Source organism: Ralstonia chuxiongensis (assembly GCF_024158925.1).
In the GTDB taxonomy this organism is placed as follows: Bacteria; Pseudomonadota; Gammaproteobacteria; order Burkholderiales; family Burkholderiaceae; genus Ralstonia; species Ralstonia chuxiongensis.
The window spans coordinates 631,423-655,950 of the sequence record NZ_JAMYWC010000002.1; the positions used below are offsets into that span (position 1 = coordinate 631,423).

The window sequence follows — 24,528 nt, forward strand, 5'->3', positions numbered from 1 at the left end:
TATGAATACCGTGGCAACCCCAACAACTTCCACTCAACTTCCTGGCTGGCGAACGACCGCATCGCAGTATGCGGCGTTGACCAAGCCGCGCGTCACGCAGCTTGCCGTGTTCTGCGCCGTGATCGGCATGTTCCTGGCCACCCCGGGCATGGTGCCGTGGCCGGTGCTGATTGGCGGCGCGGTCGGCATCTGGCTGTTTGCCGGCGCTGCCTTCGCCATCAACTGCCTGGTCGAGCGCAAGATTGACGCGATGATGCGTCGCACGGCCTGGCGCCCCTCAGCAAGCGGCGAGTTGGGCACGCGACAGATCCTGGTGTTCTCGGTAGTGCTGGGCGGTGCGGGCATGTGGACGCTGCACGTGTTCGCCAACGACCTGACGATGTGGCTGACGTTCGCCACCTTCATCGGCTACGCGATCATCTACACCCTGCTGCTCAAGCCGGCCACGCCACAGAACATCGTGATCGGCGGCCTGTCCGGGGCGATGCCGCCGGCGCTGGGCTGGGCGGCCGTCGCCAACAGCGTGCCGGCCGAAGCGTGGATTCTGGTGCTGATCATCTTTACCTGGACGCCACCGCACTTCTGGGCCCTCGCGCTGTACCGCCGCGCTGACTACGCCAAGTCCGGCCTGCCGATGCTGCCGATCACGCACGGCGAGAAGTACACGCTGCTGCATATCCTGCTGTACACGCTCATCATGATCGCCGCGACCATCCTGCCGTTCGTCTACGGCATGAGCGGCTATATCTACCTGGCGACGGCGCTGGTGCTCGGTTTCGGCTTTCTCTCGTATGCGTGGCGCATGTACCGCAAGTACTCGGACGCACTGGCGCAGAAGACCTTCCGCTACTCGATCATCTATCTGTCGATCCTGTTTGCCGCGCTGCTGGTGGACCACTACTTCAAGTTCGGCCCGGCGCTCATGCAAAGCGCGGCGCTGTGACGCACAGGGCCGCCAGCAAGCATGTGCCGTTGGCGTTACGCTAGGCGGTCTGTTTCCAACACGATGACCATGCTTTCTTTCCGACACTTCCGCGCCGCGCTCTTTGCCATGCTGGCGGTTGCCGTGCTGGCGCTGACGGCGTGCAGCGACAAGCCCGCCTTCAAGAACCTCGACATCACTGGGTCCAAGAGCTTCGGCACCGATTTCTCGCTGACGGACCACACCGGCAAGCGCCGCACGCTCGAAGATTTCCGCGGCAAGGTCGTCGTCATGTTCTTCGGTTACACACATTGCCCCGATGTCTGTCCGACCACGCTGGCTGAATTGCGCGCCGTGATGGAAACCCTCGGCAAGGACGCCGACCGCGTCCAGGTGCTGTTCGTCACCGTCGACCCGGAGCGCGATACGCAAGACCTGCTGGCCAAGTATGTGCCGGCGTTCGATCCGCGCTTCATCGGCCTGCGTCCGGCCAACGAGACCGAACTGAAGAAGGTCGCGTCCGATTTCAAGGTGTTCTACAGCAAGGTGCCAGGCAGCTCGCCCGACAACTACACCATGGACCACACGGCCGGCAGCTATATGTTTGATCCGAAAGGCAACCTGCGCCTGTTCATCAAACATGGTCAGGGCCCCGAGCCGATTGCCCACGACATCAAGCAACTGCTGGCTGACTGATCTCCGGTCGCCGCCCAAAGAAAAAGCCCGCCAGTTTGGCGGGCTTTTTTTATGGCGAGGCGGGCAGCTTAGGCGAAAGCCTGCAGTGCGCCCTTCATCTTCTTCATTGCGGCCGATTCGATCTGGCGAATGCGCTCGGCCGACACACCAAACTCGTCAGCCAACTCGTGCAGCGTCGAGCCGCCCGATCCGTCGTCGTTCACATTCAGCCAGCGGGCTTCGATGATGCGGCGGCTGCGGTCGTCCAGCTTGGCGAGGGCGGCTTCGATGCCTTCGCTTTGCATGCGGTCGTTGCCACGCGCTTCGATCACGCGGGTCGGCTCGTTGTGCGTGTCCGCCAGGTAGGCGATCGGTGCGAAGGATTCTTCGCCGTCGTCCATCTGGCCTTCGAGCGCGATGTCGCCGCCCGAGAGACGCGTTTCCATCTCGCGCACTTCAGCGCCCTTGACGTTCAACTCGGCCGCCACGGCGTCGATCTCATCCGACGTGAAGGTCGCCTGCGCGTCCTGCTTGTGGCTGCGCAGGTTGAAGAACAGCTTGCGCTGGGCCTTGGTGGTGGCCACTTTGACCATGCGCCAGTTCTTCAGGATGTACTCGTGCATCTCGGCCTTGATCCAGTGCATCGCGTACGAGACGAGACGCACGCCCTGATCCGGGTCGAAGCGCTTGACGGCCTTCATCAGACCGATGTTGCCTTCCTGGATCAAGTCGGCATGCGGCAGGCCGTAACCGAGATAGCCGCGGGCGATCGACACCACCAGACGCAGGTGCGAGAGCACCAGACGGCGGGCGGCATCGAGATTGTCGTTGTCGCGGTATTCGCGGGCCAGACGCTGTTCTTCTTCAGCCGACAGCATCGGCACACGGTTGACGCTCTGGATATAGGCGTCGATGTTGCCCAGGTTGCCGGGGAACGCCAGCGCCCATCCATTACCGGCGTTGCCGGACGGCTGGGTGGCGATTGCGGAAACGGTATTCACGGGGATGACTGCGTTCACTCAGGACTCCTGTCGAAATCCAGTGGAGGTTTGGAGAGGCATCTTAGCACTCCAACCGGATGAGTGCTAATAGGACATTTTTGTCCGGTTAATAGTTCCCGTAAATCAAGGTGTCTTCATCAATAGTGTGATGTTTGCGCCGCAACAAAAAGCGTGTCATACGCAGTCATAGACCGTGGCGGGCGGTATCGGTTCTCGACTATGCCGCCGTGTTGCGGCCGCGTGACTTAGCCCAATAAAGTGCGCGATCGGCTTCGCGCAGGGCGGCGTCTGGGTCGCGTACTTCCGAGCCCGGGCAGGCGACGCCAATGCTCGTGGTGACGTGCAGCACCGTGCCATCCGGCAGGTGGATGGGCGGACGGATCGCTCCGACGATCTTTTGCGCGGTGTGCAGCGCATCATCCGGGGCGTCAATCGGGTCGAGCAGGATGATGAACTCGTCGCCTGCGAGGCGGGCGACGGTGTCGGTGCGGCGCACGGCACGTTGCAGGCGGTGCGCGACCTCCACCAGCACAGCATCGCCGGCGGCGTGGCCGTAGGTGTCGTTGATGTGCTTGAAGTGATCCACGTCCAGATACAGCACGCCCAAGGGCGCGGGCAGACGCTGACGGCGTTCCAGCGCGGCGCGCAGGCGCTCGTAGAGTTCGTAGCGGTTTGGCAGGCCGGTGAGTGCATCAAAGCGGGCCATGCGCGACAACTCCATCTCGCTGCGTTTGGCTTCGGTCACGTCCTGCACGAAGGCGTAGAAACCGCAGCGGCCGTCGCGCGCTTCTCCGGCATCGGGGACGAGCTGGCCGCGGAAATGCCGGGTGCGGCTGCGCGGGCCGTTGGCGTGCGGCTTTTCGTACCACGGCGCGGTGATCTCGAATTGGACGGATTCTCCGCGCTGGGCGCGCACCAGATACGGTGCTAGCAAAGCGTACGTGCCCGGCGTGAACACCCGTTCCGGCGTTTGGCCGCAGACCTCCTCGGGCGTGCGCTGCAGCCAGCGCGCATGCGTGACGTTGCAGAAAGTGAAGACGCGGTCGGGGTTGATGTGCGACACCAGCAGCGGCGCGTTGTCGAGCACGAGCTTGAGTGCGCGTTCGCTGCGCCCCAGGGCCAGCTCGGCACTCGTGCGGGCCGTCAGATCTTGCAGTACCGAGAAATAGCCGCGCAGCGTGCCGCGATCATCGTAGTCGGGAAAGTAGTGGCCGCTCAGGTAGCGGGGCACGCCGGTGCGCATGGACTGCATCTCGAATTGCACCGGGTAACCGGCCTGCACTTCCGTCATGTAGGGCAGCAGCGCGCAGTAATCCTCGGGGGCGTAGATGTCGCGCACATGGTGGTCGAGCGTCTCATCTTCATTGCGGCCGAAGGCTTCGAGCAGTGTGCGGCTGGCAAAGCGGACGATGCCGTCGGGGTCGACATAGCTGAGCTGCGCGGGCACGTTGTCGGCCACCAGGCGGAGTTGTTCGCGGCTGGCACGCAGGGCATCACGCCGGCGTTCGAGGCTTTCGTTGGCGGTGCGCAGCGCACGTTCGGACGCGGCCAGCCGGTTGGCAAACGGCCGCACCGTCAAGCGGATGGCCAGCACGCTGCCGATCATCAGGCACAGCATGAAGGCCGCAAGCCGCTCGAACTGCACCCGCATTGGGGCATACAGCTCGGCGCTGGCGATCTTGCTGATCAACGCCAGACCCGTGTGGCCGATGGGCGTGTAGCTGAACGACGTCGGCATGCCATGGATGTCCTGCCACTGGCCGTAGCCAGCCTCGCCCGCCAACGCCAGGCGCGACGGGAGCGGCCTGTGGTCGACCGTAAGTGGCGGCAGCTCGAACACATAGGCATCGAAGCGCTGCGGAAACGACATGGCGCGGCCGCGCGCATCAAAGCCCGACATCGCCAGCGTTTCGGTCATCCCCGTACCGCGTTGGCTGTTGTAGCGGCCGGTCATATGGGCGAGCGGTTGCTCGGCGACCAGCCAACCGATCTGCATGCCGTCTGCCATGACGGGCGTTTCGGTGCGCATGGCAAAACCGTGTACCCATTGCAGCGTGACACGCTCGGGCGCGAGGCCGGCGTGCACCCGAATCGACAGCTCCGGTTCAAGCGTTTGGGTGCCCAGGCTGACGACGCCCTCGCCTGCGAGCGTACGCAGTTGCAGGTACGAGTAGCCTTGCTCGCGATACGCCTGCAACGCACTCTCGCTGCGCAGGCGCGCTGCGTTGTCGGCCGGATGGCGCAGCACTTCCTGGATGTGCGTGGCGGCGGCCACCAGGCGCGGGCTTTCCGCGCGCATGGCCAGCAGTCGGTCGAACTCTTCTGCGTAGCTGGACAGGGCTTGCGCCCGTGTGGTGCCGAAAGTCAGTGTGGCGCTATCCACCTGGATGATGAACGCCGTAATGGTGGCCCCCAGGCTCGCCAGCACCACACAGCCGCCGCTGGTCCACACGATGGTGTCTTCCGGCGACAAGCGCAGGCGCAACAGACCAGGATGCCGGGCCACCGCGGCGCACAGCGTGCCCGTGACCACCAGCAGCGAGCAGACAGCAGCCGCGTCCGGGGCACGCCATCGCAGCCACGCCGGGTACAAGTATTCGAGTGCCATGGCGCGGCCGAGCAGGTCGCCTGCGCAGAGCAGCATCGCGAAGCCGATGAAGCCCCAGAACCACTGCGCGCGGTGCGGTTTGCGCAGGGTGGGCACGAGGCTCAGTGCGATTGCTGATGCGGCCATCGCCAGGGCGTGGCTGGGGTGCATGCCGCCAATCCATCCGGTCACCCATTGGCGGTCGAGCCAGACGTGCAGGCCAGGAAAGTCCAGTCCGATCGGCCATCCCGTGATCATCTCGGCCAGCCGCAGCGCGGACAGCAGCGCCACCGCGCCGCTCAGCCCGCGTGCTGTCGGATCTGCCCAGCGGGCGTTTGGTCGAACCGTCCCGACTAGCAGCGCACCCAGGCCAGCGCCCAGCAGCGTCAGGTTGATCCCCGTGGCAAACACGATCAGCAGGCGGTCCGTGCCGAGCTTCACCGCCCATGGCCAATGCTGCAGCCAGCCGACCACCACGGTCAGCCCAATAAGGACGAGGAGAAAGCCGATGCCGCCGGCAATGGCGACAAGCGGCCGGCGAGGAACCATGTAGGGGACGCGTAAGCGGGGCGGTTTCGGGGCGGATGTCTTCTAACCGGAAGATCGGCGGAAAACCGCGCCGCTTGAGCGTTTTCACCCAAATGGGTGGGCTGGATTGCCATGTTTGCAATGTCGAGTGATCGAAGCGCCAATGAATGCGATGCACTCGGCACATCGCGTCGCCTCGCGTGCCGTCACGCAAGTTAGCTACACTGCCCGGACATCGCAGACACCGTTACAGGAGCCGTCATGACCATCGTCGTCAGCAAGGACACCGAAGGCCTTTTTCGTCACAAGATCACCTTCCCTGAAGGCGTGACCTACACCGACGTGCCCAAGCCGGCGGGCGAGGGCAGTGCGCCCGATCCGCACGCCTACTTTGATGCGGCATTGGCAAGCTGCAAGGCGCTGACCGTGACGCTGTATGCGCGCCAGCGCAAGTACCCGCTCGATTCGATCGACGTGGCCGTCGAGCACGACGGCAGCCAGGAGCGCCAGGGCCGCTACAAGCTGCGCACCGTCCTGACGCTGCACGGCGATCTGAGCGACGAGCAACGCGCCGACCTGCTGCGCGTGGCCGGCAAGTGCCCCGTTCACAAGCTGATGACCGAGGTGGAGATCAGCGTCGACACCGAACTTGCCGAGCGCGCCTGAGGAGCCTTCCGTCATGACTTCCATTCAGCACATCATTGGCCCGCACGTGCGCGACCTGGGCGGTTTCTCGGTCAAGCGCGTGCTGCCCTCGGCGGCGCGCCAGACGGTCGGGCCGTTCATCTTCTTTGATCACATGGGCCCCGTGGATTTCGCCCCCGGCGAAGGCATCGACGTGCGCCCGCACCCGCACATTGGGCTGGCCACCGTCACGTATTTGTTTGACGGCAGCATGGTCCACCGTGACAGCCTCGGCAGCGTGCAGACCATCACGCCCGGCGACGTGAACTGGATGACGGCCGGCAACGGCATCGTCCACTCCGAGCGCTCGTCGCCCGAGGGGCGTGAAAAAGGCGCGCGCGTGCATGGCATCCAGACCTGGGTGGCGTTGCCGAAGGATCAGGAAAAGGTGGACGCCAGCTTCGCCCACCACGCCGCCGACACGCTGCCCAAGCTCGAATGCCCTGGCGTGCAGGGCGTGGTCATTGCGGGGGATGCGTTTGGGCTGACGTCGCCCGTGAAGGTGAGTTCGCGCACGTTGTACGTGGCGCTGGAACTGGCGGCCGGTGCGTCGCTGGTGATTCCGCCTGAGCATGCAGACCGCGGGCTGTATCTCGTCGACGGCGCCGTCACCATCGACGGCGAGGCGCTCGACCCGCATCACCTCGCCGTGCTGGAACCCGGCGGCGACGTGACGCTCACCGCGCAGGCATCGTCACGCGTGATGCTGCTGGGCGGTGACCCGACCGACGGCCACCGCCACATCTACTGGAACTTCGTCGCCAGCGACAAGGCCGACATTGAAGACGCCAAGCAGCGCTGGGAGAACGACACCTTCGCCCACGTGCCGGGCGAGACGGAGCGCATTCCGCTGCCGTCCAAGTAAGACCGAGCGATCGATCAGGCAGCCTGCGCCGGTCGTGCACACCGCACGATCGCGCGGACCTGCTTGGCGATCGGCTCCGGCACCGGCTGCTTGCCGTCGAGCACCGCTTCAATCCATCGCGCCGTTGCCGCCACGTCCGTCCCCGCAGGCAATTCAGGCGGCGCATCGCTTGACCCTTCCACCGCTTCAATCACGGTTTCGTGTGATCCATCGTGCAGCCACTCCACCGCGCTGCCGCGCCGCGCGTCAGCCACGGCCTCGCCTTCGGTGCCGCGTGCGAGCAGCACATTGGCCGGATGGCGCAGGAAGTAATCGGTGAGCGTGTCGCGGTATTCCGGGTGCGTGTAGCTGACCAGCCGTAGCGCCTCGTGCGGGGCGTGTCCGCCAATGGGCTGCAGCATCTTCACCACCGTGTGGGCCGAATTGCGCAGGCCGACGATCTCGCGCTTGTCCAGCAGCGACGCCAGCTCTGGCGATAGCACGTCAATTGGCACGAACGCCAGCCGATCGCTCTCCAGGCGCTCGCGGGCGTCGTCCATGTGTTCGCAGACCGGCCAGCCAAGCGCTTCGAACAGCGCGGCCGTGGTGATGCGGCCGTCGAAGCGGCGGATGCCATGCACCAGCACCGGCACCCCTTCGCGCGCCAGCAGCTTGGCCAGCAGCGGCACGAGGTTTGGCTGGCGGCGGGCACCGTTGTAGCTGGGGATGACGACCGGCAGCGCGCGATCAGGCGTATCCGGTGCCGGCAGCGGCCGGCAGTGCGCATGCGTGGCTTCCAGCATGCCGTCGAGTTCTTCCGGCGTCTCCCCTTTGATGCGGTAGGCCATCAGGATGGCGCCGAGCTGCACGTCGGAGATGCGATTTTCCAGCATGGCGGTGAAGAGCGCCCGGGCGTCGTGCTTGACCAGGGCGCGGGCGCCGTCTGCGCCGCGACCGATTTCCTTGATGAAGCGGGCGGCGGGGAAGGGGCCGGTGGACGCAGCTTCTTCAGCGGAGGGGGTGGGGAGGATGGGGGGAGCGGGCATCAGGATGCTGGGCGGGGTGTTTGCGTGGGTTTGATCATAGCGCTGTGGTTTGCGCTGGCGCTAGCGTGGGACGTGGGATGTTTTTTGTTGGTGGTGAATCCCTTGTTTCAGCCCCGGCAGGGGATGAAATAGGGGATGGACCACCAAGGTCAAACAACAAAAAACATCCCCACCTAAATCACGCCGCCTCCGCCACCGGATGCCTCTGCTTCCGATACAGAAAATCCAACACCGCCGTCCGACAAGCGTGATACGCCGGATCATCAGCAAGAGCCATCCGATCCCGAGGCCGCGGCAAATCCACCCTCAACACCTCACCAATCGTCGCAGCCGGCCCATTCGTCATCATCACGATGCGATCCGCCAGCAGCACCGCTTCATCCACATCGTGCGTGACCATCACCACCGTGCTGCCGGTCGCGGCAACGATCTTCAGCAGCTCATCCTGCAGATGCGCCCGCGTGAGTGCGTCCAGCGCGCCAAAGGGCTCATCCATCAGCAGCACCTTCGGCTCCATGGACAGCGCCCGCGCGATCCCCACCCGCTGCTTCATCCCGCCAGAGATCTCGTGCGGATGCTTCTGCTCGGCATGCGTGAGCCCGACCAACGCCAGCGCCGCATGCGTGCGCTCACGCAGTTGCCCCTTCGTCTCGGTCTTCCCAAACACACGCTCGACCGCGAGATACACGTTGTCAAAGCACGTGAGCCACGGCAGCAGCGAGTGGTTCTGAAACACCACCGCCCGATCCGGCCCTGGCCCAGCGATCTCGCGTTCGGCCAGGATCAACCCACCCGTGGTCGGCCGCGTGAGCCCGGCAATGAGATTGAGCAACGTCGATTTGCCGCAGCCTGAGTGGCCGATCAATGCGATGCACTCACCGCGCGCGACCGTCAGGTCGATGTCGCGCAGGGCAACGAACGGGCCCCTCTTGGTCTTGAACGTCTGCCCGACGTTTTCGATGCGCAGGAATTTGTCTGTCATGGCGATCCCCCCAATTTCCCTCAAACCGCGTCGTACGAGAAGCGCCGTGCAATCGCCAGCAGCGCGTGCTCCAGCAGCAAGCCCACCACCCCAATCACGAAGATGGCGATGACGATGTGCTCCACCTTCAGGTTGTTCCACTCGTCCCATAGCCAGAAGCCGATGCCGACACCGCCGGTGAGCATCTCTGCCGCGACGATCACCAGCCACGCGGTGCCGATGGACAGCCGCACGCCCGTCAGCATGTACGGCAGCACAGCGGGAAACAGCACGCGCGTGAACACCTTCCACTCAGACAGGTTCAGCACACGCGCCACGTTCAGGTAGTCCTGCGGCACGCGCGTCACGCCCACGGCGGTGTTGATGACCATCGGCCAGATCGAGCAGATGAAGATCGCCCAGATGGCCGCTGGGTTGGCCGATTTGAACAGCAGCAGCCCAATCGGCAGCCACGCCAGGGGCGACACCGGCCGCAGCAGGCTGATGATGGGCGAGGCCATCGCATTCAGAAACGCAAAGCGCCCGATGATGAAGCCCGCCGGAATGCCGATGACCGCGGCCATGCCGAAGCCCGCACCCACGCGCGCCAGCGACGCCAGCACGTTCCAGCCCACACCTTGATCATTCGGGCCGTTGCGATAGAACGGATCGGCAAACAGCGCGACCGCCGCCTTCCACGTCACCGCCGGTGTGGGCAGCGCCGGGATGGCGGTGGCGATGCCCTGCCACGCCAGCACAAACAGCACAAAGCCCAACACGGGCGGAAAGCCGCGTACCACGGCGGCGACAAACCAGTCGCGCACGGCAAAGCGGCGATGTTCAGGGGCGGCGTCGGACTGCACGCCGGACAACGTTTTGACGAGCGTGTTCATGTCGGGCTCCATCGACGTGAGGGACCGCAATCAGAAATTCAGGAGGGCAGCGGCGTCAGGCTTTCAGCTTGAAGCCGTCGGCATACGCGGCGGGGTTCTTCGCGTCCCACACCACGCCGTCGATCAGCTTGGCCGTGCGCATGTCGCTCTTGGGCAGCGGCGTGCCGGTGGCGGCTGCGGCCTGCTTGTAGATGTCGACGCGGTTGATCTGCTTCGCTACGGCCAGGTAATCCGGATGCGCCTTCAGCAGGCCCCAGCGCTTGTGCTGCGTGAGGAACCACATGCCGTCCGACAGGTACGGGAAGTTGACCGCGCCATCGTGATAGAAGCGCATCGGGTCCGGGTCGTCCCAGGTCTTGCCCAGACCATTCGAGTAGCGGCCCAACATGCGGTCGAGAATGATGTCCATGTCGGTGTTGACGTAGGACTTGGCGGCAATGGTCTCGGCCGTCTTGCGGCGGTTTGATGCCGACGCATCGATGAACTTGCTTGCCTCCAGCACCGCGGCCGTGAGCGCACGCGCCGTGTTCGGATACTTCTGCACGAACTCTGCCGTGGTGCCCAGCACCTTCTCCGGGTGGTCTTTCCAGATGGCCTGTGTGGTCTCGGCGGTAAAGCCGATGTTGTCGGCAATCGCGCGGGCGCCCCACGGCTCGCCCACGCAGAAGCCATCCATATTGCCCACGCGCATGTTGGCCACCATTTGCGGCGGTGGCACGGTAATCGCCTTGGCGTCTTGCAGCGGGTGGATGCCATGCGCAGCCAGCCAGTAGTACAGCCACATCGCGTGCGTGCCGGTCGGGAAGGTCTGCGCGAACACATATTCGCGCTTGTCCTTCGCCATGACGGCCTTCAACGACGTGCCGTCCTTGACGCCTGCTTCCTTGAGCTTGGATGACAGCGTGATCGCCTGGCCGTTGTTGTTGAGCGTCATCAGCACGGCCATGTCCTTCTTGGGGCCGCCAATGCCGAGCTGCACACCGTAGATCAAGCCGTAGAGCACGTGCGCCGCATCCAGGTCGCCCGACGCCAGCTTGTCGCGCACACCGGCCCACGAGGCTTCTTTCGATGGCGTGATCTTGATGCCGTACTTCTTGTCGATGCCCAGCGTGGACGCCATGACCACCGAGGCGCAGTCCGTGAGCGGGATGAAGCCGACCTTCAGCTCGGTCTTCTCGGGCGCATCGGAGCCGGCGGCCCAGGCGCCGGCACGCACCAGCGGATCGATCAATGCCACGGCACTGCCTCCTGCAATCGTCGCCGCAGCTTTCATGATGCTGCGGCGCTTGGGGTTGATCGGGTTGACGAGGGCGTCGGTCTTGTCTGGCGCGGCCATCCATGGCTCCAAAGAAAAGGCGTCCCGACGCAGGACTGCCGCCCATCCGCAAAGAGGGTCGCGCTGCCGTGCATCGGGACGCCGTTGTCCCGTGCCGATACCCACGTTGGCACCGGCTTCGAAGCGACACTTGCAAGGGGTATGCCAACGTTGAGCGGTGGGGCTCGGCGTTTCGCGTTCGGAGCTCCACAGGCCGAGCTTTTTTCTCGGCGCCCCGAGCTCAGAGCTCCGCGTGCGAGGCTTTTAGCTCGGCAATCGGAGCTCAGAACTCGACGCGCGAGGCTTTTAGCTCGGCGGTTGAGGTTCGGAGCTCGGCGCGTGAGGCTTTTAGCTCGGCCGTTGGGGTTCGGAGCTCGGCGCGTGAGGCTTTTAGCTCGGCGGTTGAGGTTCCGAACTCGGCGTGTGAGGCTTTTAGCTCGGCGATTGAGGTTCTGAACTCGGCGCGTGAGGCTTTTAGCTCGACGGTTGGGGTTCGGAACTCGGCGTGTAAGGCTTTTAGCTCGACGATCGGGGTTCGGAACTCGGCGTGTGAGATTCCGAACGCCGCGCGCGACTGGTGCGTTTCCAGCGCCGGAGTTGTGCGGCGCACCAAAACTGGGCGGTGGCCCGACCGCTCAACTGGCCATCACATCGATCACGCGTTGGGCGGCTTCCACCAGCTTGATGTTGCGGTCCATCGCCATCTTGCGCAGGCGTTTGAAGGCGTCGTCTTCCGACAGGTTCATCTGCTTCATCAGGAGGCCCTTGGCGCGTTCAAGCACTTTGCGTTCGGCCAGCTGCGTCTTGGCGGTGTCCAGCTCGGCGCGCAGTGCACTCTCGTGCTCGAAGCGAGCGTAGGCAACATCCAGCACGGCCTTGACGCGCGTGGGTTTGATGCCGTCGACGATGTAAGCCGTGATGCCGGCGGCAAACGCCGTCTTGATGCGCGTGGCGTCGTCGTTGTCGGTAAACAGCACGATCGGGCGCGGCGCATGCTGTGTGGCCACGCAGACGTGCTCGATGGTGTCCCGCGCGGCCGATTCAGACGCGACGATGACCATGTCAGGCTGTGTCTCGGCAATGCGCTCTGGCAGTGTCAGGTCGGCGTCCGCCAGGCCCACATCCACAAAGCCAGCCTCGGCCAGTCCGGCGCGGATCAGCTCGAGGTTGATCTGTTCAGCATCGAGCGGATCGCGCACCAACAGCACGCGCATCGGCGCAGCCGGGTGTAGGGCGGCGGGCGGGGCAGATGGGGCGGGTGGTTTCGTTTGCATGGTGCAAAGTGGGGCAGGGTGCACGCCACTCATGCAAGAACCGCGCCGGGCCGGTGCGGGTGTATTCTCGCAAACTCGTCGGTCGCCGGGGGGCGGTGGCCGCAGTGTCCCCACCTGTTCCAATCCAGCTTAGCTTCAGGAGACCCGCATGACCGAGTTCGTCGTCACCCCGCCCGCCGTCAATGGCATTCCCGTCCGTGGCGGGCATGGCCAGTTTCCGGTGCGCCGCGTGTATTGCGTCGGCCGCAACTACGCCGCCCATGCCCGCGAGATGGGCTCCGACCCCGACCGCGAACCGCCGTTCTTCTTCTGCAAGCCGGCCGACGCCGTGCGCTACGTTGCCGACGGTGAGACCGGCCAGTTCGTCTACCCGACCGAAACCAAGGATTGTCACTACGAGATCGAACTGGTGGTCGCCATCGGCACGGGTGGCCGCGACATTTCCGTGGAAACCGCTGCCAACCACATCTACGGTTACGCCGTCGGCCTGGACATGACGCGCCGCGACCTGCAGAACGCCGCCAAGAAGGGCGGTCGTCCATGGGAAACCGGCAAGGCGTTCGACGGCTCGGCACCCATCGGACCGATCGTCCCGGCCAAGGATGTCGCCCACGCAGACAAGGGCGCTGTCACGCTGTCGGTCAATGGCCGCGAACACCAGCGCGGTGACCTGTCGGACCTGATCTGGTCGGTGCCGGAAACCATTGCGTATCTGTCGCGCCTGTTCGAACTGCGTCCCGGCGACCTGATCTACACCGGCACGCCCGAAGGCGTCGGCCCGGTCGTCGTCGGCGACCTGATGGTCGGCAAGATCGACGGCGTGGGCGAGCTGCACGTGAAGGTCATCTGATAGACCCGATAGAAGAGTCAGAAGCCATGTCGATCAAGCTGTACAACTACTTCCGAAGCTCGGCGTCGTTCCGTGTGCGCATTGCCCTAGAGGTCAAGGGGCTGCCGTACGATTACGCGCCGGTGCACCTGCTCAAGGGCGAGCAGATGGCGCCCGACTTCGTCAAGCTGAACCCCGATGCGCTGGTGCCCGTGCTGTGCGACGGCAACGATGTGTTGAACCAGTCTTTGGCGATCGTCGAGTACCTGGAAGAGACGCATCCCGAGCCCACGCTGCTGCCGGGCTCGCCGAGCAACCGCGCCCACATCCGTGCGATTGCGCTGGCCATCGCGTGCGAGATCCATCCGCTGAACAATCCGCGTGTGCTCAAGTACTTGAAGAACACGTTCAACGTGGAAGAAGAGGCGCGCAACGACTGGTATCGCCACTGGGTGAAGCTGGGGTTTGCTGCGCTTGAGGCGCGCTTGTCGGCGTCACCGCTCACAGGCGCCTACTGTGTTGGCGACACGCCGACGCTGGCGGACGTGTGCCTCGTGCCGCAGGTGTTCAACGGCAAGCGGTTTGATGTAGCGGTGGAGGATTACCCGACGCTTGCGCGCATCTTTGAGCACTGCATGGCGCAGGAGGCGTTTCAGAGGGCTGCGCCTGGGGTGCAGCCGGATGCGGTTTCCGCGTAATCTGCAGCGTTACTGCGCAAGACAAAACGCCTTGATCGAGTCAGGGCGTTTCTACGTTGAAGCGTTGCGCGCGAGGGTGGTCAACCCAACAACGCATCCGCAAATTCCCGCGCAGAGAACGGCTGCAGGTCTTCCACCTGCTCACCCACGCCAATGAAGTACACCGGCACCGGCCGCTGCCGTGCGATGGCGGCCAGGATGCCGCCCTTGGCGGTGCCATCCAGCTTGGTGACGATCAGGCCCGTGAGGCCCAGCGCTTCATCAAAGGCTTTGACCTGCGCGAGGGCGTTCTGCCCCGTGTTGCCGTCGATCACCAGCAACGTTTCGTGCGGCGCCGTGGCCATCGCCTTGGCGGTCACGCGGCGGACTTTCTTGAGTTCTTCCATCAAGTGCAACTGCGTGGGCAGGCGGCCGGCGGTGTCGGCCATGACGATGTCGATGCCGCGTGCGCGTGCGGCGTTCACCGCATCGAAGATCACGGCGGCCGGGTCGCCCGATTCCTGCGCCACCACCGTGACGTTGTTGCGCTGACCCCAGACCACGAGTTGTTCTCGCGCGGCGGCACGGAACGTGTCACCCGCGGCCAGCAGCACCGATTGGCCGTAGGTCTGGAAGTGCTTGCATAGCTTGCCGATGCTGGTCGTCTTGCCGGCGCCGTTGACGCCCGCGATCATGATCACCATCGGCTGTTCGCGGCCAAGCACCATGGTTTTTTCCAGGGGGTGCAGTAGCTCGACCAGCAAGTCGCGCAGGGCGGTCTTCACCCCTTCGGCGGTTTCGATGCGCTGAGCCTTGATGCGGCGGCGCAGTTCGCCCAGCAGGTATTCGGTGGCGTCGACCCCGGCGTCGGCCATCAGCAGCGCGGTCTCCAGCTCTTCGAACAGCGCTTCGTCCACCTTCACGCCAACGAACAGCGTGGTCAGGCCCTTGCTCGTCTTCGACAGGCCGGAGCGCAGGCGTGACATCCAGCCCTTGCGGGCCTGTTCGATCACGGCGGGCGTGGGCACGGTCTCGACATCGTCGGCTTGCACGTCGAGTGCGGGCTGCACGGCAGGTGCGTCCGGCACGGCAATGTGAGCCGGCGGTGAAACAGGTACGGGTGCGGGAGCGGGTGCAGCGACGGGCTGGGGGGCTGCAACCGGGGCGGGTACGGGCGCGGGGGCAGGGATGGCAGCCGGGGCAGGTGCCTGCGCGGCTTCGGGCGCCACTGCGGGCGTGGGTTCGGCGGCCGGTTGGGGCTCTGCCTTGCGCTTCTTCCAGAAACTAAACATCGTAAAAGGCAGTCTATTTCGCCGTTAGAATCAAGCGTCGAATTTTATCAGACAGCCCTTATGCGCTCTTCCATGCGAATCGTTTCAAACCGGGCTCGGTCGCGAGTCTGGCTATTGGCCGCGACGGCCCTGGCGGCGGGCCTGCTGGCCGGCCATGTTGGCGCGCAGGAACTGGCCGCTGCACCGGGGCGCCCGGTGGCTACCGCCAGCGGCGCCAAAGTGGGCGCCAGCCAGTCCGACACGCACGAATACAAGCTGCCCAACGGGCTGCAACTGATCGTCAAGGAAGACCACCGCGCCCCCACCGTGGCGCACATGGTCTGGTATCACGCCGGCAGCATCGACGAGCACAATGGCACCACAGGTGTCGCCCACATGCTTGAGCACATGATGTTCAAGGGCACCAAGACTGTCGGCCCCGGCGAGTTCTCCCGCCGCGTGGCAGCCCTGGGCGGCCGTGAAAACGCCATGACCACGCGCGACTTCACGATGTATTTCCAGCAGATCGAGAAGTCGCACCTGGCCGATGTGATGGGACTTGAAGCCGATCGCATGGCCAATCTCCAGCTGACCGACAAGGAATTCAAGCCGGAGATGAATGTGGTGAAGGAAGAGCGCCGCATGCGCATCGACGACTCCGCCCGTTCCACTGTCTACGAGCAGATGCTCGCTACGCTGTTCAACGCTGCGCCGTACCGAAACCCGACCATCGGCTGGCCGGGCGACCTCGACACGATGACGGTGCAGGACGCGCAGAACTGGTACCACGCCTGGTACACGCCCAACAACGTCACCGTGATCGTCGCGGGCGACGTGAACCCCGATGAAGTCTTTCGCTTTGCGCAGCGCACCTACGGCAAGCTCAAGCCGCATGCGTTGCCGCGCCGCTATGCACAGGAAGAGCCCAAGCAGATTGGCGTGAAACGCATCTGGGTGAAGGCGCCTGCCGAGAACCCGTACGTTGTGCTGGCATACAAGGTGCCGCGCCTGAGCGATGTGGAAAAAGACGTCGATCCGTACGCGCTGGAAGTCCTGTCGGCCGTGCTGGATGGCTATGACAACGCGCGCCTCTCGAGCCAGCTCGTCAAGGGCGAAAAGCGTATCGCCGACGATGTCAACGCCGGCTACGACGGCCTGAACCGCGGTCCGTCGATCTTCCTGATGGACGGCACGCCCGCCGACGGCCACACCACCGCCGAGATCGAACAGGCCCTGCGCGCGCAGATCGAGCGCATCGCCAAGGAGGGCGTGACCGATGCCGAACTGAAGCGCGTCAAGGCGCAGGTTGTGGCCGCGCAGATCTACAAGCGCGACTCGGTGTTTGGCCAGGGCATGGAGATCGGCATGAACGAGATGAGCGGCCTGTCGTGGCGGTCCATTGATCGCCAGCTGGAGAAGATCAAGGCCGTGACGTCGGCGCAGATCCAGCACGTGGCGCAGACGTACTTCAGCGAAGACAACCTCGTCGTCGCCACGCTGCTGCCGCAACCGATCGATCCCAACAAACCGGCGCGCAAGCCTGTTCCTGGCATGCGCGAAGAAGGAGGGCTGCGTTGATGCGCGCCATGTCTCTGACCCTGAAGACGGCGCTGGTCGCCATTGTTGCCGCGGCGGCGCAGAGTGCTCTGGCCGCGCTGCCCATCGAACACTGGACAGCCCCGACCGGCGCGCGCGTGTTCTTCGTGCCGAGCCCGTCGATCCCGATGCTCGACATCAATCTCGACGTGGATGCGGGTTCGCGCTATGAGCCAGCCGCGAAGGTGGGCCTCGCCTCGTTGACGGCCGGCATGCTCGACAAGGGCGTGGCTGCGCTAGGCAATGCGCCCGCGCGCGATGAAGCGGCGATTGCCGATGCGTTTGCCGATGTGGGCGCCAGCTTTGGCGGCGGTGCGGGCGGCGATCGCACCAGCCTGCGTTTGCGCACGCTGTCCGACCCTGCCGAGCGCGGCCCGGCCATCGCGCTGATGACGCAGATTGTCTCGGCGCCGACTTTCCCCGACACGGTGCTCGCGCGGGATAAGCAGCGCTTGGTGGCCGCCATCCGCGAATCGCTGACCAAGCCGTCGGTGCTGGCCGAGCGCGCGTTCGGCAAGGCCATCTACGGTACACATCCGTACGGGCAGACCGCTTCGCCGGAAACGGTGGAGAGCATCACGCGTGACGACATCGTGCGCTACTACCAGGCCAACTACACGGCCAAGCGCGCAGTGGTGACGCTGATCGGTGCGATCAGCCGTAAGGAAGCCGAGGCCATCGCCGAGCAGATCACGCGCGGCCTCCCCCCTGACGGTGCCACGCCGCCGGCGCTGCCCGACGTGAAGATGCCGCTGGCGAAGGCGGAGACGATCCGCATTCCGCATCCGGCGCAGCAGGCGACCATCATCCTTGGGCAACCGGGCATCGCGCGCGGCGACAAGGATTACTTCCCGCTGCTGGTCGGCAATTACGTGCTGGGTGGTGGCGGTTTCAGTGCGCGCCTGACCAACGAAGTGCGCGAGAAGCGCGGCCTGACGTACAGCATCGGCAGCTACTTTGCGCCAGCCGCGCAGCCCGGTCCGTTCGAGTTGGCGCTGCAGACGCGCAAGGACCAGACCGAAGAAGCGTTGGGCGTGGTGCGTGACACCGTTGCCAAGTTCGTCGCCGATGGCCCGACCGACGCGGAACTGAAGGCGGCCAAGGACAACCTCGTCAACGGTTTCCCGCTGCGCCTGGACAGCAACCGCAAGCTGCTGGACAACGTGGCCAACATCGGCTGGTACAACCTGCCGCTCGACTACCTGGACACGTGGACGCAGCGCATCGCGGCTGTCACGCGTGACCAGGTGCGTGCGGCATTCCAGCGTGCACTGCAACCGCAGACCATGGCGACGATCGTGGTGGGCGGTCCGGACAAGGCCGCCACGAACTGACGCACGGCGGCTTTATCCGAAAAACCGGCGGCATCCCCCGCCGGTTTTTGTTTGCGCTCGTTTTATGGAGCAACAGCCCCTAAAATCCCGCCCATGGCACCTCGTACCTCCAGCTCCAAAGGCCCCAAGGCCAAGACCGCCACGTCGCATGCGCGCGCACCGCAGCAGGTTCGCATCATCGGCGGGCAATACAAGCGCACGCCGCTCCCTGTGGTCGACGCCGACGGCCTGCGCCCGACCAGTGACCGCGTCCGCGAGACCGTCTTCAACTGGCTGGGTCAGGACCTGACCGGCTGGCGTTGCGCCGATATCTTTGCGGGCACCGGCGTGCTCGGCTTCGAGGCGGCTTCGCGCGGCGCCACGCACGTGACGCTTGTCGAAAACCACGCCCCGGCCGTGCGCGCTTTGCACGCCATCCGCGACAAGCTTGGCGCACGCATGGTCGACATCGTCTCCGGCGACGCCTTTGCCTGGCTCGCCCGCCAGCCCGATGCTGCGCTCGATGCGGTGTTCATCGATCCGCCGTTTGCTCAGGATTGGGCACTGCGAGCATTGGAAGCCGCAGCCCGAGTGGTCAAGCCAGGAGGCGTGATCTACGTTGAAGCGGCACAGCCGTTGGTGGATGTGAGTACTGATTCACATGGCGACGAGCCGGGCGCCGGCATCGCGTTGCCTGCCGATTTGGTGCTTCACAAACACCTGCGCGCCGGTGCGGTGCATGCACATTTGCTGCTCCGCAAAAACGGTTAAACTACGCCGCTCGCAACCGATGCATGAGCATCGGGCGGCACCTGCAACGCGGGTGCGCTCGGTCGGTATCGGTGGCCCAGGCGGCAGGCTCGGGACCTGCTGCGCTCGATAACGCAATGGTGTCCGAATGCAGTACCGGCGCGGCAATGTCCCACGCCGACGCTTGCGGATGCTCTTTTCCCCTTGGTGGAGGAACCATGGTGATCGCGGTTTATCCCGGCACTTTCGATCCGTTCACGCGCGGCCACGAAGACCTCGTGCGGCGTGCGTCCAATATCTTCGACGAGCTGATCGTCGGGGTGGCACAGAGCCCGAACAAGCGGCCGTTCTTCGCGCTGGAAGAGCGCATTGAGATCGCCCGTGAAGTGCTCGGCCACTACCCGAACGTGCGAGTGGAAGGGTTTTCCGGCCTGCTCAAGGATTTCGTGCGCAAGAACAACGCGCGCGTGATCGTGCGGGGCCTGCGTGCCGTGTCGGACTTCGAGTACGAATTCCAGATGGCCGGCATGAACCGCTACCTGCTGCCGGACGTGGAAACCATGTTCCTCACACCGTCGGATCAATACCAGTTCATCTCGGGCACGTTCGTGCGCGAAATCGCCGTGCTTGGCGGTGATGTGAGCAAGTTCGTGTTCCCGTCGGTCGAAAAGTGGCTCAAGGAAAAGACCGGCAAGACGGAAGGGTCGGGGAAATCGGAATAAAATGAAGCTTTGGCGAGCGCTGGCTCGCCGGCCATTTCAAGGAAGGCACCATGGCGCTCATAATTACCGATGAGTGCATCAATTGCGACGTATGCGAGCCTGAGTGCCCCAACGGCGCGATTTCGATGGGCCCGGAGATCTACGTGATCGACCCGGGCAAATGTACCGAATGCGTCGGCCACTTTGACGAGCCTCAGTGTCAGCAGGTCTGCCCGGTGGATTGCATCCCCAAGGACCCGGCCCATGAGGAAACGCACGAGCAGTTGGTGCAGAAGTACACCCAGCTCACCTCGGCACCACCACGCGCAGCGTGAGCACACAAAAAAGAGACGGCTTTGGCCGTCTCTTTTCGTTGGTGCCTACCGTTTCGTTGGCAGCACGCTTACTGGATCGGTAGCAGATCTTCCGGCCCTTCGTACGCATAGCCCGGCTCACAGACGATGCGGTAGTGCGGGTAATGCGGACGCGGCGGGCGCGGCACGATCGGTGTGGGCGCCACCGGCGCTTGCGCGAACGGCTTCGGGCCATTGCCAGGTTGGCGTAGCGCGCCCGCAGCCGGCGCGGGAGGTTGGCGGATCACCGGCATCGGCGTCGGATAGGGTTGCGGATATGGCGCCGGGTACGGCAACGGCCCCACGTAGACGCGATGGCAGTAGCGAACGCCTTCCTGCGCAACCACCACTTTCTGCCGTTGCTCGCGGCGTGCCTGTTCCGCCGCCTGCGCGGCCATCTGGGCCTGCCGGGCATCTTCCGCTGCCTGCGCTTTGCGGCGCGCGCTTTCCATCTGCTGCACTTCGGCGGCTTCGGCGCTGGCGCGTTCGCGGGCAGCTTTTTGATCGGCGGCGCTGGGCGTGTTGTCGATCATGGGCACGGCCTGCGCGCGCGTACCGCAGGGATGGTCGGAATAGGTCGTCTGGCCGTTCTCGCTGCAGCGATACACCTGCGCTTGCGCCGGCAAACTAGCCGCCAGGCCGAGCGCCAGCCCCGCCAGCACGGCGGCGCGTGAGGTCAGTTTGGCGAACGGTGTCATGGCGGTGTCCTCGGTGTCGGCGGATCAGCGCGCGGTGTGCAGGCGCATCATGGCCTTCTCAGCGTTGCCGGCAATCAGTTCGGGCAGCGCGTCCAGGCTCTGATCGATGGCGCGGTCGATGAGGTCCTGCTCTTCCTTGCGAGGCGCTTTGAGCACGAAGTTGGCGACGTCATGCTGACCGGACGGTGACGTGCCCGGCGGCAACAGGTTGCGCGGGTGGCCAATGCCCAGCCGCAGCCGCCAGAACTGTTGCGTGGTCAGATGTGCGGCAATGTCCTTCAGGCCGTTATGACCACCCGAACCGCCGCCGAGCTTGAGCTTGACAGCGCCGGGCGGCAAATCCAGTTCGTCATGCACGACCAGGATTTCATCGGGCATCACTTTGTAGAAGCGGGCCAGCGCCACGGTGGCCAGGCCGGAGCGGTTCATGAAGGTTTGCGGCTGCAGCAGCCACACCTCGTTGCCCCAAAGGTTGGCGCGCGCTGCATAGCCGTGAAAGCGCGTCTCGTTGCGCAGCGTCACGTTGCCCATGCGCGCGAGTTGGTCGACCAGCCAGAAGCCGGCGTTGTGTCGCGTCGCCGCATATTCGGCCCCCGGATTGCCGAGGCCGACGATGAGTTTGATCATGCGATTCGTATCAGTTTGAGGTGCAGGAAGCGCCCCTTGATCGTACAAGCATAGCTGCTTTCCGCAGGCTGGAGGCGGTGCGCCGCGCGCCGCCCAGACAGAAAAAAAGCCCGGCGAGACAGGCTCGGCGGGCTTCTTTCGCTCGCACCGAAGTGCGAGGTGCGGCAACTTAGGCTGCCGGCTTGTCTTCGCCTGCAGCAGCGCCTTCTTCGGCGGCAGCGGACTTCTCGCCAGCCGGCACGCTGATGTTGGCAACAGCCGGGTTCTCATCGCCACCGTGGGTGAGGATGGTCACGCCCTTCGGCAGTTTCAGGTCAGCGATGTGCAGGGTCTGGCCGATTTCCAGCGTACCCAGATCCACTTCGATGAACTCGGGCAGGTCGGCCGGCAGGCACGACACTTCAACGTCGTTCAGGATGTGGTTCACGATACCGTGGCCCAGCTTCACGCCAGGAGCAGTTTCCTGATTCATGAAGTGCAGGGGCACCTTGACGTGGATCTTTTCCTTGGCCGACACGCGCTGGAAGTCGACGTGCAGAACCAGTTGCTTGAACGGGTGCAGTTGGAAGTCACGCAGCAGCGCCTTTTCCACCTTGCCAGCCACTTCGATGTCGAGGATCGACGAGTGGAAGGCTTCCTTCTTCAGCGCGTGGTACAGCGCGTTGTGATCGAGTTCGATCAGCTTCGGCTCGGCGCCAGCGCCGTAAATGATGGCCGGCGTCTTGCCGGAATTGCGCAGGCGGCGGCTCGCACCAGTGCCCTGAACGCTACGCTCGAAAGCGACAACTTTCATGATTGCTCCAAACGAAAAAGACGACTCGCGACCAAGCCGTCTGGTGAACGGGGCGCCATATTGTGCCCCGCAGACACCGCAGAAGTGCCGTCTAGTCGACGTTTTCTGCAGTAAAGCCTTGAATTATAACAGTAAGCCGCTCGAGTGCCGAATCATTCCGCAAACAGCGACATGATCGAGTCACCGCGCACGATGCGAGTGAAGGTTTCGGCCAGCAGCGGTGCCGTCGAGAGCTGGCGGATCTTGCCGCACTTGATGGCGTCTTCGCGCAGCGGGATGGTATCGGTCACGACCACTTCGTCGAGCGCCGAGTCTGCAATGCGTGCAGCTGCGCCGCCCGACAGCACCGGATGCGTGCAATACGAAAACACTTGCTTGGCACCGCGCTCCTTGAGGACCTGCGCGGCTTTGCACAGCGTGCCGCCGGTGTCGATCATGTCGTCCATGATCACGCAGTTGCGGCCGTCGACTTCACCGATGATGTTCATCACCTCAGCCACGTTGGCCTTCGGGCGACGCTTGTCGATGATCGCCAGATCCACGCCGAGTTGCTTGGCGAGTGCACGTGCGCGCACCACGCCACCGACGTCAGGCGACACCACCAGCAGGTCTTCGTAGTTCTTCTTGCGCAGGTCTTCGAGCAGGATCGGCGACGCGTAAATGTTGTCAACCGGGATATCGAAGAAACCTTGGATCTGGTCAGCGTGGAGGTCCATCGTCAGCACGCGCTCGACGCCGGCGACCTCCAGCATGTTGGCCACGACCTTGGCCGTGATCGCCACACGCGCCGAACGCGGGCGACGGTCCTGGCGGGCATAGCCGAAGTAGGGGATGGCGGCCGTGATGCGGCGGGCCGACGCGCGCTTGAGCGCATCGACCATCACCATCAGTTCCATCAGGTTGTCGTTGGTCGGGGCGCAGGTGGACTGCAGGATGAACACGTGCTTGCCGCGCACGTTCTCCTGAATCTCGACTTGGACTTCACCATCGGAGAATCGGCCGACGAGGGCCTTGCCTAGCGGAATGCCTAGGTGCTTGACGACAGCTTCGGCGAGTTTCGGGTTGGCGTTGCCGGTAAAAACCATCAAGCCTTCGCTGCTCATCGGGGCACCTGTTTTTCGACTTCAGACGCGCCGGTTAGTTAAAGCACCAACCGGGCTATTGCTGGGAACATGAGGAAGAAAATGGCAGGGGCGGAAGGATTCGAACCTACGCATGCCGGAATCAAAATCCGGTGCCTTAACCAGCTTGGCGACGCCCCTACACAACCTATCGGTTACCGCCTCCATTGCAGAAGCGATAACTGCAAACCTTACACAGCAAATCTTGCGAGCGGGTGATGCGTCAGACCTGCCGCACACCGACCTTCCCATTCGGAAGGCACCTGATCCGCTACCGCTTGCGCATGCTCGACGTTCTCGAACGGAGCAAACACGCAGGCACCGGATCCGGTCATTCTTGCCAGAGGGCTGAATTGACGCAGCCAGACAAGTGCTCGGGCGATTTCGCCGTATTTCCTTTCCGCCACTGCTTGCAGGTCGTTGCGACCGTAAGCGAAAACAATTTGTTGGTCAGGAAAGTCCGTAATTATGGTGAGTGGCGTATCGCGTGTCAACCCTTCATCGGAAAAAATTGCGGGGGTGGGCACATGCACGCGTGGGTGAATCACCACGAAGGCGGCCGGCGGCAGCGTGATGGGCGTGAGTTCTTCGCCGATGCCCTCGGCGAAGGCGTTCTGGCCGAACACAAAGAAGGGTACGTCGGCGCCGAGCTTGAGGCCGATCGCCATCAGTTGCGTGCGCGGCAGATCAAGGCCCCAGAGGCGATTGAGCGCAAGCAGCGTGGTGGCGGCATCAGACGAGCCACCGCCAATGCCACCGCCCATCGGCAGGCGTTTCTCGATGGCGATATCGACGCCGTAGGTGCAGCCCGTTTCCGCTTGCAGCAAGCGCGCGGCGCGGATCACGAGGTCGTCATCGGCGGGCACGCCCGGGATATCGGTGATGCGCACGAGACGGCCGTCGGTGCGGCGCGCGAAATGCAGCGTGTCGCACCAGTCGATCAACTGGAAGACGGTTTGCAGCAGATGATAGCCATCGGGCCGGCGGCCAACCACGTGCAGGAAGAGGTTGAGCTTGGCGGGCGCTGGGCAATCACGCAGCTCGACGGGTGCGGAAGACATGACGAAGC

General features: G+C 64.2%; 24 protein-coding genes and 1 tRNA gene. 11 read left to right on the forward strand and 14 right to left on the reverse strand.

Annotation, left to right across the window (positions count from 1 at the left end):
- Position 1: 1 nt before the first annotated feature.
- Together cyoE and NKG59_RS07625 are read left to right on the forward strand one after the other, a co-directional pair.
- Positions 2 to 943: a heme o synthase gene (gene cyoE, locus NKG59_RS07620; protein ID WP_024976743.1), complete on the forward strand. Its 942-nt coding sequence runs from the start codon at positions 2 to 4 to the stop codon at positions 941 to 943.
- A gap of 69 nt (positions 944 to 1,012) precedes the next feature.
- Positions 1,013 to 1,618 (forward strand): SCO family protein, encoded by a 606-nt coding sequence (locus NKG59_RS07625; protein WP_253536196.1) that lies wholly within the window; start codon positions 1,013 to 1,015, stop codon positions 1,616 to 1,618.
- Between the two features lie 68 nt (positions 1,619 to 1,686).
- Here the strand turns inward: NKG59_RS07625 and rpoH are convergent, their stop codons facing one another.
- The gene (gene rpoH / locus NKG59_RS07630) at positions 1,687 to 2,580 is read right to left on the reverse strand and encodes an RNA polymerase sigma factor RpoH (RefSeq protein ID WP_419177600.1); all 894 of its coding nucleotides are present in this window, start codon (positions 2,578 to 2,580) and stop codon (positions 1,687 to 1,689) included.
- A 235-nt stretch (positions 2,581 to 2,815) separates the two neighbouring features.
- Complete coding sequence (locus NKG59_RS07635; protein ID WP_253536198.1) at positions 2,816 to 5,734, reverse strand: sensor domain-containing diguanylate cyclase; 2,919 nt, start codon at positions 5,732 to 5,734, stop codon at positions 2,816 to 2,818.
- 240 nt (positions 5,735 to 5,974) lie between these two features.
- Here NKG59_RS07635 and NKG59_RS07640 point away from each other — a divergent pair, with 240 nt between their 5' ends.
- The gene (locus NKG59_RS07640) at positions 5,975 to 6,379 is read left to right on the forward strand and encodes an OsmC family protein (RefSeq protein WP_045202480.1); all 405 of its coding nucleotides are present in this window, start codon (positions 5,975 to 5,977) and stop codon (positions 6,377 to 6,379) included.
- Between the two features lie 13 nt (positions 6,380 to 6,392).
- Complete coding sequence (locus tag NKG59_RS07645; RefSeq protein ID WP_253536200.1) at positions 6,393 to 7,262, forward strand: pirin family protein; 870 nt, start codon at positions 6,393 to 6,395, stop codon at positions 7,260 to 7,262.
- A 14-nt stretch (positions 7,263 to 7,276) separates the two neighbouring features.
- Here the strand turns inward: NKG59_RS07645 and ybiB are convergent, their stop codons facing one another.
- The 5 genes from ybiB to NKG59_RS07670 form a co-directional block, all read right to left on the reverse strand.
- Complete coding sequence (ybiB, locus tag NKG59_RS07650) at positions 7,277 to 8,287, reverse strand: DNA-binding protein YbiB (RefSeq protein ID WP_253536201.1); 1,011 nt, start codon at positions 8,285 to 8,287, stop codon at positions 7,277 to 7,279.
- Between the two features lie 178 nt (positions 8,288 to 8,465).
- Positions 8,466 to 9,269 carry an ABC transporter ATP-binding protein gene (locus NKG59_RS07655; RefSeq protein WP_253536203.1) on the reverse strand — a complete coding sequence of 268 codons (804 nt, stop codon included), beginning with the start codon at positions 9,267 to 9,269 and terminating at the stop codon, positions 8,466 to 8,468.
- A gap of 20 nt (positions 9,270 to 9,289) precedes the next feature.
- Positions 9,290 to 10,141, reverse strand: coding sequence for a nitrate ABC transporter permease (ntrB, locus tag NKG59_RS07660; RefSeq protein ID WP_253536205.1), 852 nt, complete (start codon positions 10,139 to 10,141; stop codon positions 9,290 to 9,292).
- Positions 10,142 to 10,196: 55 nt separating this feature from the next.
- Complete coding sequence (locus tag NKG59_RS07665; protein ID WP_253536207.1) at positions 10,197 to 11,477, reverse strand: CmpA/NrtA family ABC transporter substrate-binding protein; 1,281 nt, start codon at positions 11,475 to 11,477, stop codon at positions 10,197 to 10,199.
- Between the two features lie 614 nt (positions 11,478 to 12,091).
- Complete coding sequence (locus tag NKG59_RS07670; protein ID WP_045202488.1) at positions 12,092 to 12,730, reverse strand: ANTAR domain-containing response regulator; 639 nt, start codon at positions 12,728 to 12,730, stop codon at positions 12,092 to 12,094.
- Between the two features lie 148 nt (positions 12,731 to 12,878).
- Between NKG59_RS07670 and NKG59_RS07675 the strand changes: the two genes are divergently transcribed.
- Both NKG59_RS07675 and maiA read left to right on the forward strand, forming a co-directional pair.
- Positions 12,879 to 13,580: a fumarylacetoacetate hydrolase family protein gene (locus tag NKG59_RS07675; RefSeq protein WP_253536208.1), complete on the forward strand. Its 702-nt coding sequence runs from the start codon at positions 12,879 to 12,881 to the stop codon at positions 13,578 to 13,580.
- 26 nt (positions 13,581 to 13,606) lie between these two features.
- Positions 13,607 to 14,257, forward strand: a complete 651-nt coding sequence (gene maiA, locus NKG59_RS07680; protein ID WP_253536209.1) for a maleylacetoacetate isomerase — start codon at positions 13,607 to 13,609, stop codon at positions 14,255 to 14,257.
- Positions 14,258 to 14,337: 80 nt separating this feature from the next.
- On the opposite strand, the gene ftsY is transcribed toward maiA, so the two are convergent.
- Entirely contained in the window at positions 14,338 to 15,528 is a 1,191-nt protein-coding gene (ftsY, locus tag NKG59_RS07685) for a signal recognition particle-docking protein FtsY (protein WP_045202492.1), read from the reverse strand.
- Between the two features lie 60 nt (positions 15,529 to 15,588).
- On the opposite strand from ftsY, the gene NKG59_RS07690 reads away from it, so the two are divergent.
- From NKG59_RS07690 to NKG59_RS07710, 5 genes are all read left to right on the forward strand, one after another.
- The gene (locus NKG59_RS07690; protein WP_253536210.1) at positions 15,589 to 17,085 is read left to right on the forward strand and encodes a M16 family metallopeptidase; all 1,497 of its coding nucleotides are present in this window, start codon (positions 15,589 to 15,591) and stop codon (positions 17,083 to 17,085) included.
- Entirely contained in the window at positions 17,085 to 18,437 is a 1,353-nt protein-coding gene (locus tag NKG59_RS07695; protein ID WP_253536211.1) for a M16 family metallopeptidase, read from the forward strand. Before NKG59_RS07690 ends, NKG59_RS07695 begins: the two co-directional genes overlap by 1 nt.
- A gap of 93 nt (positions 18,438 to 18,530) precedes the next feature.
- Entirely contained in the window at positions 18,531 to 19,187 is a 657-nt protein-coding gene (gene rsmD, locus NKG59_RS07700) for a 16S rRNA (guanine(966)-N(2))-methyltransferase RsmD (RefSeq protein ID WP_253536212.1), read from the forward strand.
- Positions 19,188 to 19,384: 197 nt separating this feature from the next.
- Positions 19,385 to 19,888 carry a pantetheine-phosphate adenylyltransferase gene (gene coaD / locus NKG59_RS07705; RefSeq protein ID WP_045202498.1) on the forward strand — a complete coding sequence of 168 codons (504 nt, stop codon included), beginning with the start codon at positions 19,385 to 19,387 and terminating at the stop codon, positions 19,886 to 19,888.
- A gap of 50 nt (positions 19,889 to 19,938) precedes the next feature.
- Entirely contained in the window at positions 19,939 to 20,202 is a 264-nt protein-coding gene (locus NKG59_RS07710; RefSeq protein ID WP_253536213.1) for a YfhL family 4Fe-4S dicluster ferredoxin, read from the forward strand.
- 68 nt (positions 20,203 to 20,270) lie between these two features.
- Here the strand turns inward: NKG59_RS07710 and NKG59_RS07715 are convergent, their stop codons facing one another.
- From NKG59_RS07715 to ispE, 6 genes are all read right to left on the reverse strand, one after another.
- Complete coding sequence (locus NKG59_RS07715; protein WP_253536214.1) at positions 20,271 to 20,918, reverse strand: DUF4124 domain-containing protein; 648 nt, start codon at positions 20,916 to 20,918, stop codon at positions 20,271 to 20,273.
- A gap of 24 nt (positions 20,919 to 20,942) precedes the next feature.
- Complete coding sequence (pth, locus tag NKG59_RS07720) at positions 20,943 to 21,545, reverse strand: aminoacyl-tRNA hydrolase (RefSeq protein ID WP_253536215.1); 603 nt, start codon at positions 21,543 to 21,545, stop codon at positions 20,943 to 20,945.
- Between the two features lie 169 nt (positions 21,546 to 21,714).
- Positions 21,715 to 22,338: a 50S ribosomal protein L25/general stress protein Ctc gene (locus NKG59_RS07725; protein ID WP_024976725.1), complete on the reverse strand. Its 624-nt coding sequence runs from the start codon at positions 22,336 to 22,338 to the stop codon at positions 21,715 to 21,717.
- Between the two features lie 152 nt (positions 22,339 to 22,490).
- Complete coding sequence (locus NKG59_RS07730) at positions 22,491 to 23,441, reverse strand: ribose-phosphate pyrophosphokinase (RefSeq protein ID WP_004633415.1); 951 nt, start codon at positions 23,439 to 23,441, stop codon at positions 22,491 to 22,493.
- 82 nt (positions 23,442 to 23,523) lie between these two features.
- A tRNA-Gln gene (locus NKG59_RS07735) sits at positions 23,524 to 23,600 on the reverse strand.
- 50 nt (positions 23,601 to 23,650) lie between these two features.
- Positions 23,651 to 24,520, reverse strand: coding sequence for a 4-(cytidine 5'-diphospho)-2-C-methyl-D-erythritol kinase (gene ispE, locus NKG59_RS07740; RefSeq protein ID WP_253536216.1), 870 nt, complete (start codon positions 24,518 to 24,520; stop codon positions 23,651 to 23,653).
- Positions 24,521 to 24,528 lie beyond the last annotated feature (8 nt).